At 40.7% G+C, this 10,194-nt stretch carries 4 protein-coding genes and 1 tRNA gene; all 5 read left to right on the top strand.

The features are described 5' to 3' along the window. Window positions 1–6 precede the first annotated feature (6 nt). The 5 genes from GVV58_RS01840 to GVV58_RS01820 all read left to right on the top strand — a co-directional run bounded on the left by GVV58_RS01840 (window position 7) and on the right by GVV58_RS01820 (window position 10,191). Window positions 7–6,807 (top strand): BapA/Bap/LapF family large adhesin, encoded by a 6,801-nt coding sequence (locus GVV58_RS01840; protein ID WP_216070542.1) that lies wholly within the window; start codon window positions 7–9, stop codon window positions 6,805–6,807. A 71-nt stretch (window positions 6,808–6,878) separates the two neighbouring features. Beyond that, window positions 6,879–7,262 (top strand): hypothetical protein, encoded by a 384-nt coding sequence (locus GVV58_RS01835; protein ID WP_159515877.1) that lies wholly within the window; start codon window positions 6,879–6,881, stop codon window positions 7,260–7,262. 134 nt (window positions 7,263–7,396) lie between these two features. Then, window positions 7,397–8,818, top strand: a complete 1,422-nt coding sequence (cysS, locus tag GVV58_RS01830; protein ID WP_159515876.1) for a cysteine--tRNA ligase — start codon at window positions 7,397–7,399, stop codon at window positions 8,816–8,818. A 62-nt stretch (window positions 8,819–8,880) separates the two neighbouring features. Next, a tRNA-Gly gene (locus tag GVV58_RS01825) sits at window positions 8,881–8,956 on the top strand. A gap of 242 nt (window positions 8,957–9,198) precedes the next feature. Continuing rightward, window positions 9,199–10,191, top strand: coding sequence for a KpsF/GutQ family sugar-phosphate isomerase (locus GVV58_RS01820; protein ID WP_074382880.1), 993 nt, complete (start codon window positions 9,199–9,201; stop codon window positions 10,189–10,191). Window positions 10,192–10,194 lie beyond the last annotated feature (3 nt).

The raw sequence follows: 10,194 nt of genomic DNA, 5'->3' as shown, positions 1-10,194 counted from the left end.
AATAGCTTGGCAGAAGGTGTAACCGCACTGACAGAAGAGAAATGGCTTGAGTCATTAAAAGGTACCAATGGTGCATCAGCTTATGACATTTATCTCAGCACATTAGCTGAAGGTGAAACACCGCTCAGTAAAGAAGATTGGTTGGCATCACTGCAAGGTGAAGCGGGTCAATCAGCCTATGAGCTTGCTGTTGAAGATGGCTTTGTAGGTGACGTGACTGCATGGTTGGCATCGCTACAAGGTAAAGACGGACTTTCAGGATTTGAGGTTGCGGTTGAAGAAGGCTTTGTCGGCACACCAGAAGAATGGCTTGCATCATTAACAGGTCAAGATGGTCAGTCTGCATACGATGTTGCTGTTGAGAATGGTTTTACAGGTTCAGTGACAGATTGGTTGGCATCACTGCAAGGTGAAGCGGGTCAATCAGCCTATGAGCTTGCTGTTGAAGATGGCTTTGTAGGTGACGTGACTGCATGGTTGGCATCGCTACAAGGTAAAGACGGACTTTCAGGATTTGAGGTTGCGGTTGAAGAAGGCTTTGTCGGCACACCAGAAGAATGGCTTGCATCATTAACAGGTCAAGATGGTCAGTCTGCATACGATGTTGCTGTTGAGAATGGTTTTACAGGTTCAGTGACAGATTGGTTGGCATCACTGCAAGGTGAAGACGGGCTTTCGGGTTCTGCTGATTTAGTTAAAGAAATCACAGTATTAAATGATACTAATGCGAATGGTGAAATCAGTTCGCGTGAACTTGGCGATCAAAATACGGTAGATCTTCGTATTCAATTGGGCACAGATGCGAAAGCAGGTGATCAGCTCATTGTGAATGGTAAAGAATACACGGTTACGGATGTAAGCCTTGGTTATATCGATGTTTTAGGTGTTGAGGTATCAACAGGTTTCAATGCAATTCAGGTAAATGCTCAAAATACTGATAAACAAACTGATTTTGCAGTGAATTTTGTTGAAGTGGTATCAGGTGAGTATTTAGGTCAATTCAAAGTTTTGGATGATGTGAATAACAACCAAAAACTTGAAAATAATGAATTGGATGCAAGTAACACGATTAGCGTTCAAATTGATTTGGGTGCAGATCTTCGAGAAGGTGATGTGATTTCGATCAATGGAATCGAAAAAACGTTGCAATCGAGCGATCTACAAAAAGGCTATATCCAATTCGATACGTTGCCTGTTGTTGCTGGTTCAAATCAGATCTTTGACATCCAAGTTAAATCTGCTGATGGTATTTTATTAGATACAGCCTCTCAACAGCTTGACGTACTGGGTCAGCCTCGTAACATTGTTGAATCAATTGAATTTACAAATGATTTAAATACAGATGGAACGTTAAATGCACAAGAAATGGCTGGAAAATATTACACATCTTTAAAAGTGACTTTGGGTGCAGATGCGAAAGCAGGTGATATTCTTTCTGTTAATGGTGATCGTTATGTATTAACGGCTGCTGAAGTACAAGCAAAGACATTAAATGTCTATATGCCTGTACGTGAAGGATTAAATCCTGTTCAAGTGACTGCAACAGATGAATGGGGCAATGTCGATTCTGTTTCTAGTTCAATTATTGTGGGTACATTAGCTCCAAGTGAGCCAACTACAGCACCAGAAGCATGGGATGATGTTGATGTCGGTGGTAAGCCATTAACAGTTCCTGAATTCATTAAGCAAGGTGGTTTGACTAACGATAGCCAACCAACCATTCAAGGTCAAAATCGCGTTGAAGGTGAGTTGATTACCCTCATTATTAATGGCAATGAAGTTGTTACAGATCAACCGATTGTTGTTGGCGCAGATGGAACATGGCGTTATACCCCTGAAACAGCGTTAGCTGATGGGCCGTATACCATTAGTTATACTGTAACCAATAGTAATGGTGAAAACCCAACACAATCTCCTGAGATTAAATTTACTATTGATACGGAATTGGATTCACACGCTGCAAAAAATGAAATTAATCAGATTGAAGGAAAATCATCTTTAGTCAATGATCAAATGACATTTGTTGTCAACCAAGCAGCACTTGCAGATGAATTTATTACCGTCAGTGGTCAGGTTTTAGGAGTGATCTCTGGTGATGTAGTGGGTCATGTCAATGTGACAATTACCCATAATGGGGTAACGCGTGTTGTGACTGTAGCTGAAGATCAGATCCAAAATGGTCAATGGACTGCGGATGTATCAACAGCAGGTTTAGGCCTTAAACACGGTGATCAAGCCACTTTTGTTGCGGATGCTCTGGTGCAGGATGCTGCGGGTAACCAGAAGAATGTCATTGATCAAAAGACATTTACAGTCGATACAGAAGTATGGTCTGCGGAGCTTAATCCACAACCAATGCAACGTATTACAGGCGTTGAAGGCGCTGACTTTAAGGTTGATGTATCAGAAGTTGAAGATGGTTATTTAACAGTAACAGGCATTATTTCTGCTTTACCAACAGATGTTGCGATTCAAGATTTGACGATCAATCTAAATGTCGGTAACTACGTTACACCACATCAGATTGTGTGGGCAGATTTAACTGTTCAAACAAATGAAAGCAATGCTAAAACTTGGGTCTATCAAGATACTCAAAATGGTTTTGATTTCACTTTAGTACAAGATGCAACTGGTGCATATTCATGGTCTTTGAATACGACAGTAAATAAACTTGGTTTAAGTGATGGTCAAGCTAAAGTGGAATCAACATTAGTCCTCAAAGACAGTGCAGATAACACGCAAAGCTTAACTGCTGAAAGCGACTTTGATATTGCTTTAGCACTCACGATACCTGATCTGCAAAAATTAGACAGCAGTGTGGGAACAGCGGCAAGTATTCAATACGTTCAAGAAAACACGGTGATTGAAATTGGTAATTTGGGTGCTACAAATATTGGTGCACAAGGTTTAATTTCAAATCAACCCGTGATGGGCATGATGGCACTTGCTGAGGGTGAAGCATCATCTGAAGTGATCAATGTGAAGAGTAATGCAATTGGTCAGATTCGAGCTGAGTTTACTAACCTGTCATTACTGACTGTGGCAAAAGCTTATGGTATTCAACTTCAAAAACAAGATCCAATCACCAAACAATGGGAATTGGTGATGTCTGCGCCATTAAATGGTAGCGGTGTGATTGCATCATTAGGCACGCAGCATGCATTGGGTGCTGTTGATAATGACAATTATGTGGTGACATTTAATGGGCTCAGTGAAGGACAATATCGCGTTGTGCCTTATAAGTCAGACAGTGAACTGACCAAAGCCATTGAAGACATTGGTTTAGGTGCTTTAGGTGATGGTGCGCTGCTAGGTAAAGACAATCAAAAGGTTGTTTTAGATTTGGTTTCAGAAGCACTTGGCGCAGATAGTCCATCGACTCAAGGTTTAATTGAGATCTTGGAAGGGGTATTGACGGGCGTTAATATTCTGACAACACCAGTATCATTGCTATTAAATACTTTGTTAAATCTACCACTGATTAAAGATGTTGTTGGTTTGGTTGATTTGATTGTAGATAAAGTGGTGGCTCAATTGGTGAGTAATACACTAAGTCTATTAAATCAAACCCAGTTAACTGCTGAATTTACATCGTATTTCTATGAAAATTCCGTAAGTGTGGGCAACGTTCTTGCCAATGATTTTGATCAAGATCTAACTAAATTAAGCTTGCTTGATGTGACCAACGCATTTGGTGATGTACAGACCTTTGCAGCGGATCAAACTGAGCAAAGCATCAGCTTGGTGGGCAAACATGGTGTCTTGATTATTTCCCAAGATGGTTCTTATGAGTACAAGTTAAATCCTTCGGTACATCAAAAAGATGCGGAAGGAAATATTATTCCGATTGGTAAAACTGATGTATTTAACTATACGGCAACCAATGGCACACTTTCACATGCAAATACATTAACCATTGAAATTAATGGTGGTGAAGTCACGCAACTCTTTGCACAAGATGATGCGATGAACTTAACCTTGGTGGTTGATCCGCATGTTGAAAGTCAAACCTTAGCAAGTAAGAGCGCATTTAACGTGGCTTATGTCGGTTTAGGCAGTGTTCTTGATTTAGGTTTAATTGATCCTCAAAACCGTTTTGAAATTAATGTGGCTGCTGAAACTGAACGTCATATTACATTTAAAGCAGAAACAGGTGGGGTGCAAATCCTGACTGACTTTGATCTTTATATCTACAAATATGATGCACTTGCGAAGCAATACAAATTGGTTGATCAAGAAGAGGCTTGGTTTGGTGCAGCATTGCTCGGAGGTGTCTCTGAAGAGCTGACGAAAGAGTTTGATGCAGGGCAATATATTGTTCTGTTGCAACCTTCTCGTGGTATCAATGCATTGTTTGGTTATACCTTAGAAACCACCCGTGATTTATTGTTGAATTATTCTAAGCCTTTAACCATTGAAGGTCAGGCACAGGGTAATGTGATTGCAGACATCAATCAGGAGAGCCAATTTGACAATGGTCCAAACATGGAAGCGACCTTTGTCATCTCAGCGAAAAGTTTGACGTTGAGCGGTGCATCATTGGTGGAGGTTCATGACGATCAAAATGTACTTGGCACACAAATTCAAGGTAAGTATGGCAACTTGACGCTCTTTGCTGATGGTTCTTATACGTATACAGCGAATAGCACGAAAAACTTTAACTATGGTGACATCGATCGTTTTGAATACACGATTTATGATGCCATCCTTGATCAAACCAGCACAGCACAGCTAGATATTCAGCTTAATCTTTATGATGTCGGATCAGATATTGAGACCGTGATCGCACACATGAATATCGTGACTGAAAATGTGAAACTGGATTTGAAAAAGCCACAAGATTTTGTCACTGTAGACAAAGTAGCTGCGACTTCATTTGGTGTAGCGGGTGTTGGTCTTGGTGCTGTACTCGATCTTAATCTGATTAAAGCTGAAAATGCGATTAGCCTTGATGTACAAGCCGGTAAAGTTGTAGAGACAACATTCTCAGCAACAGGCACATCTGCTGTGGGTATTGCGGCCATTTCAGACTTTGTGATTTATAAGTTAAATGAAAAAACCAAACAATGGGAACTTTACCATCAGCAAGATCAGTTCTTATTGGTGCCATTGTCAGTGCTTGGTATTCCACTGGGCGGTATCCACAATGATCCATTGACCTTGGCATTAACTGAAGGTGAATACAAAGCATTCTTAACAGATCGTGGTCTGAAAGTGATGGGTGGTGCAACACTGAAACTCGATACTGCTTATGGTCGTGACTACATCGAACCGAAGTCTTATGAAGCAACTGCGGAAGGTATGTTATTTGATCCAGCAGTTGATCAGCTTGAAGTGATTAAAGTGAATGGTGCTGATCTACCTGAAGACAACACAGTTGTTGGAGAGTTCGGTACGCTGACTGTGCATGCAAATGGCACATATACATATGCTGCGGACAACTCACTGAAACAGCCAAAGTATGGTGCAATTGATACGTTTACTTATGTGATGAAGGACAAAGTGACAGGTTTGACTTCTGTTTCTGTCATTAATATCAAAATTGGTAGTGTTGATGCACAAGCAGATACCACGGATATCAATGGTGATGTGTCGTTTACACAAGCAGGTATGATTCTTCGTGAAGATAAATTTGTTCAGAAGCTGGTGACATTTGAAGATGATGCAAAAGTACTGGGTGTCGCTGGTAAAGATCTCACTATTTATGAGGAATTTACCATTGCACCACACTCAGAACATTCAGAAAACGCTTTAGTATTCAGCTTTGATGCAAAAGCAAATACTGCATCAGTCGAAGCATCTTACCGCCTTGTACATTTAACTTATGATGAAAAAGGTGAGAAGGTTGAAAAAGTCATTTCCTCTGGTAGTGTTACTGCAAGTCAAAAGCAAAAACTAGCTCATTTTGAATTTGAGCTGAAAGATCTTGCAGCGGGTTACTATTTCTTAGAAATGAATATTCAGCCGATTGCTTTCGTCACTACTGATTATCAGTATTCATTAAACGGTGTGCAAAATTATCAAGACCGTTGGATGACAGATTCTGAATACGATTATGCAAGTGCAGACAACATCGTAAAAGGTAATTTACTTGACAATGATCTTTTCAGTGAAGGGTTAATGGCGCAAACCATTCTGCGTGTAGGTAATAAAGTGCTGTATCTTGATCCGAATGTTGGTGTGCAAACCATTGAAGTGGATGGTATGTACGGTCGTTTTGTGGTTGATAAGCAAGGTAACTACACCTATACGCCAAATGGTAATGGCGGTGGTCGAGAAATCATGACCTATGAATTGATGTCACCAACAGGTGAGACTGATAAATCGACCATCGAAATCAATGTTGCAAAAATTGTGAATGGTTCAGATCAGATTGAGTTTGTGAGCAGTGATGCAGCAAATGATGTCTATAACATGGGTCAAGGCAGTGACACCGTTATTTTTGATTTATTAAATCAACACGATGCTGTTGGTGGTAATGGTCATGATGTATGGAGTGATTTCACTGTTGGTCAGGTTAACACGGATGTAAATGCAGATCAGATTGATATTTCAGCATTGTTGATTGGCGATCCGATCCAAAGCCTCAATGATTTGGCGCAGTATCTATCTGTAGAAGTCAAAGATGGTAATACCGTGATCAGTATTGATCGTGATGGTACAGTCGACTTACAACCAGTCTTGGATGCAGATGGCAATGAAACACTACAAGATGTTTCACCATTCCAAAAGCAAGAGTTGTTAACACTAACCAATGTTCAAACAACATTGGAAGATTTGTTCAACAATAACCAAATCATTTACTAATCCCTATCACGAGAAAGCAGCTTCGGCTGCTTTCTGTATGGTTTTATCAGTTATTTTTGAGATTTATTTTTATGAAAAAAGCAGTATTGATGGGGGTGGGTGGAATCGTTATAAGTTTAAATGCTTATGCGAGTTCTGATTTAAACGGTCGCTACGCCCTAGATTGTAGTGAAGCAAAGGCACACAACCTATCTTATATTGTAGGTGAGAAAAGTATTATTCGCTTAATTTCTGCAAATCAAAAACAGGCGGAGCTTAAATCTGAAGGGATAGTTCCTAAGGAGTATCAGGACTATCAATATTTGAAGACTCGAAAGTATAAAGGATATACTATTGATTTTTATCAAAAAGATCTAATTAATTTTGCTCGTATAAAAAGTACGAGTTTAATCAACATGTTTGATTCAAAAGCAAAAGATTTACTTGTTCAATGTCTAGTTGAAATAAAAAGATAATTTAAAAAGACCAGCAAATGCTGGTCTTTTTATTTCTAGGTCAAAATATAGAATAAAACACTTCTGAAAACTTTATGAATAATAATGCTTAGGTTAAGATGAGCCATCTTATATTTGAAGTTTTTTGAATAGCTATGCAACCATTTGTTCTATATAACTCAGAGCAACGCAAGAAAGTAGAATTCGTACCGCGTAAAAAAGGTCATATTGATATGTATGTCTGTGGCATGACTGTTTACGACTACTGTCATATTGGGCATGCGCGTGTCATGGTTGCATTTGACTATATTATTCGCTTTCTGCGTAGTCAAGGCTGGAGCGTTAAATACGTTCGTAACATTACTGATATTGATGACAAGATCATTAAACGTGCCAATGAAAATGGCGAAAGCATCACTGAATTGACTGACCGCTTTATCGCTGCAATGAATGAAGATGCAGAAAGCTTGGGCTGTCTGGCACCAGATGAAGCACCGCGTGCTACAGACTATATTGATCAAATGCAAAACATGATTGGTACTCTGGTTGACAATGGCATAGCATATCCTGCCGACAATGGAGATGTATATTTCCAAGTGGAAAAGTTTGCCAAATATGGCCGCCTTTCTGGTCGTAAGCTCGATGAGATGCAGGCGGGTGCTTCTGAGCGTGTCGATGTTGAAGTAGAAAAGAAACATCCTTTTGACTTCGTGCTGTGGAAACACGCCAAAAAAAATGAACCTTCTTGGGCATCTCCTTGGGGCAATGGCCGTCCAGGCTGGCATATCGAATGTTCAGCGATGTCTACCTGCTGCCTAGGCAATCATTTCGATATTCATGGCGGTGGTTCGGACTTGACCTTCCCGCATCATGAAAATGAAATCGCACAATCTGAAGCATCGACAGGCGAGCAGTATGTTAATTACTGGATGCATGTGGGCTTTATCAATGTCGATGGCGAGAAAATGTCGAAGTCACTCGGCAACTTTTTTACCATCCGTGATGTGATGGATAAGTTTCATCCTGAAGTGATTCGTTACTTTATTGTGTCTTCGCATTATCGTAGCCCTGTAAACTTCTCTGATACTGCTTTAAAAGAAGCGAAAAATACGCTTTCCCGTTTCTATCATTCGTTTAAAACTTATCAGGCAGTGTATGGTGAAAAACTGGTAGATACTCTGGATGAAACCTTGGTCGAGCGTTTTAATGCAGCTATGCGCGATGACTTCAATACCTCTGAAGCCATTGCGGTTCTGTTTGAAATCAATAAAGCATTGAACAGTACTGTTAAAGAAGAACAGGCTGAGCAAGCAGCGGTTTATTATGCAACTTTACGTCATTTGACCAATATTCTTGGTTTGGTTCAATACAATGTCGACGAGTTCCTAAAGTCAGATATTGGTCAGGAAGCCTTGGACTTAACATCTGAACAAATTGAAGGTTTGATTCAACAGCGTCAAGATGCTAAAAAAGCTAAAGAATTTGCACGTGCCGATGAAATTCGCCAATCCTTGCTGGATCAAGGTGTAGTTCTGGAAGATACTCGTCAAGGTACAGTCTGGCGTCGTGCTGATTAATTAGGCAGTTGATATTATAGAGAGTTGACACTGCTGTGGAATTCTCTATAATTCACTTCATTGCGGGAATAGCTCAGTTGGTAGAGCATAACCTTGCCAAGGTTGGGGTCGGGAGTTCGAGTCTCCTTTCCCGCTCCAGAATACGAAAAACCCTTATCGAAAGATAAGGGTTTTTTTATTGTCTCTAAAAAATAAACATCGACTTACCTGATATCCTTACGATTTCAATACCGGCTGCATATAATTCAAAGCTTTGTGTTTGAGTTTTATAAAAACCTATACATTTAGAAAGCTTGCAATTGCATAGCTATGCTAAAATTGCGAAAATTGTGCCCATCAAATGAGAGTTTTTCTCTGTCCTTAACGTAGGTAAACAGGCTTTGAATTCACAAAAAACAGCGAATCAACTCGATTTTCAGAAAGTCGCACTTGAAACACTGCGCATCGAAGAAAATGCATTACAGATTTTAGCCACACAGATTGATGGCCGTTTTAGCCGGGCCTGTGAAGTTATTCTACAGTGTACTGGCCGTCTGGTAATTACCGGAATGGGCAAATCAGGTCATATTGGCCGTAAAATGGCGGCGACCTTTGCTTCGACCGGAACACCCTCATTCTTTATGCATCCGGGTGAAGCCGGTCATGGCGACTTGGGAATGCTGGTCGCGGGTGATGTGCTGATTGCGATTTCAAACTCAGGCAAGAGTGATGAGATCATGATGCTGATGCCACTCATCAAACATCTTGAAATTCCTTTAATTACCATTAGCGGCGATGAGCGTGGCCCAATGCCACAAAATGCCGATGTGGCTTTGACTCTGGGCAATATTCAGGAAGCCTGTCCGCTCGGGTTGGCACCCACCTCATCAACGACTGCCACCTTGGCCTTAGGCGATGCTTTGGCGGTGGCGTTACTGGATGCGCGTGGTTTTACTTCAGATGATTTCGCCCGCTCGCATCCCGCCGGAGCTTTGGGTAAGCGTCTGTTATTACATGTAAAACATCTGATGCGTACGGGTGATGATTTACCTAAAGTTTCACCAGATACCGCCATGAACAAAGTATTGTATGAAATTTCCAACAAACGTCTGGGATTGACCACGGTCGTAGATGCAAATGATGTCTTGCTGGGGATTTTTACCGATGGTGACTTGCGTCGTTTAATTGATAAACAGCAAGGTTTTGATGTCAATCTGGCGATTCAGGACGTGATGACCAAGAATCCGCTTACGATTTCTCAGGAAGCACGTGCAGTCGTGGCGCTGGAACGTATGAATGAACGTAAAATCAACCAGTTTGTAGTGGTTGATGAGGCCAATAAAGTGATTGGTGTGATTAGTATGCATGATCTGATTCAGGCTGGGGTAAATTAATAA

Origin of the sequence: Acinetobacter sp. 18QD2AZ41W (genome assembly GCF_009829025.1) — a bacterium.
Lineage (GTDB): Bacteria > Pseudomonadota > Gammaproteobacteria > Pseudomonadales > Moraxellaceae > Acinetobacter > Acinetobacter pseudolwoffii.
The sequence above is the reverse complement of the archived record's forward strand: the minus strand, read 5'-3'. Positions and strand labels throughout refer to the sequence as shown.

Coding starts and splice junctions, on each gene's coding strand:
- GVV58_RS01835 (WP_159515877.1), top strand. CDS start 6,879: ATGAAAAAAGCAGTATTGATGGGGGTGGGTGGAATCGTTATAAGTTTA.
- cysS (WP_159515876.1), top strand. CDS start 7,397: ATGCAACCATTTGTTCTATATAACTCAGAGCAACGCAAGAAAGTAGAA.